This window comes from Paenibacillus woosongensis (assembly GCF_009725165.1).
Taxonomy (GTDB): domain Bacteria; phylum Bacillota; class Bacilli; order Paenibacillales; family Paenibacillaceae; genus Fontibacillus; species Fontibacillus woosongensis.
The window spans coordinates 1-216 of the sequence record NZ_WNZW01000074.1; the positions used below are offsets into that span (position 1 = coordinate 1).

The 216-nt window shown below is 53.2% G+C and carries 1 rRNA gene; it reads right to left on the minus strand.

From position 1 onward, the window contains the following. Positions 1–86: ribosomal RNA gene (gene rrf / locus GNP95_RS25640) — 5S ribosomal RNA — on the minus strand; the annotation flags it as partial. Between the last annotated feature and the right edge of the window lie 130 nt (positions 87–216).

The following is a 216-nucleotide window of genomic DNA, read 5'->3' on the forward strand; positions in this document are numbered from 1 at the left end:
GCGGTCCAAGTACCATCGGCGCTGGAGGGCTTAACGGTCGTGTTCGAGATGGGTACGTGTGGAACCCCTCCGCCATTGCCACCAAACGCTTGAGAGTTGAACTCTCAAAACTGACCAACGAGTGAGCATCCGGCGACTTTCGTCGTCCGTAATATTTGAATGTTCTCGTTGCAGAGAACGATTCTCCATAGAAAGGAGGTGATCCAGCCGCACCTT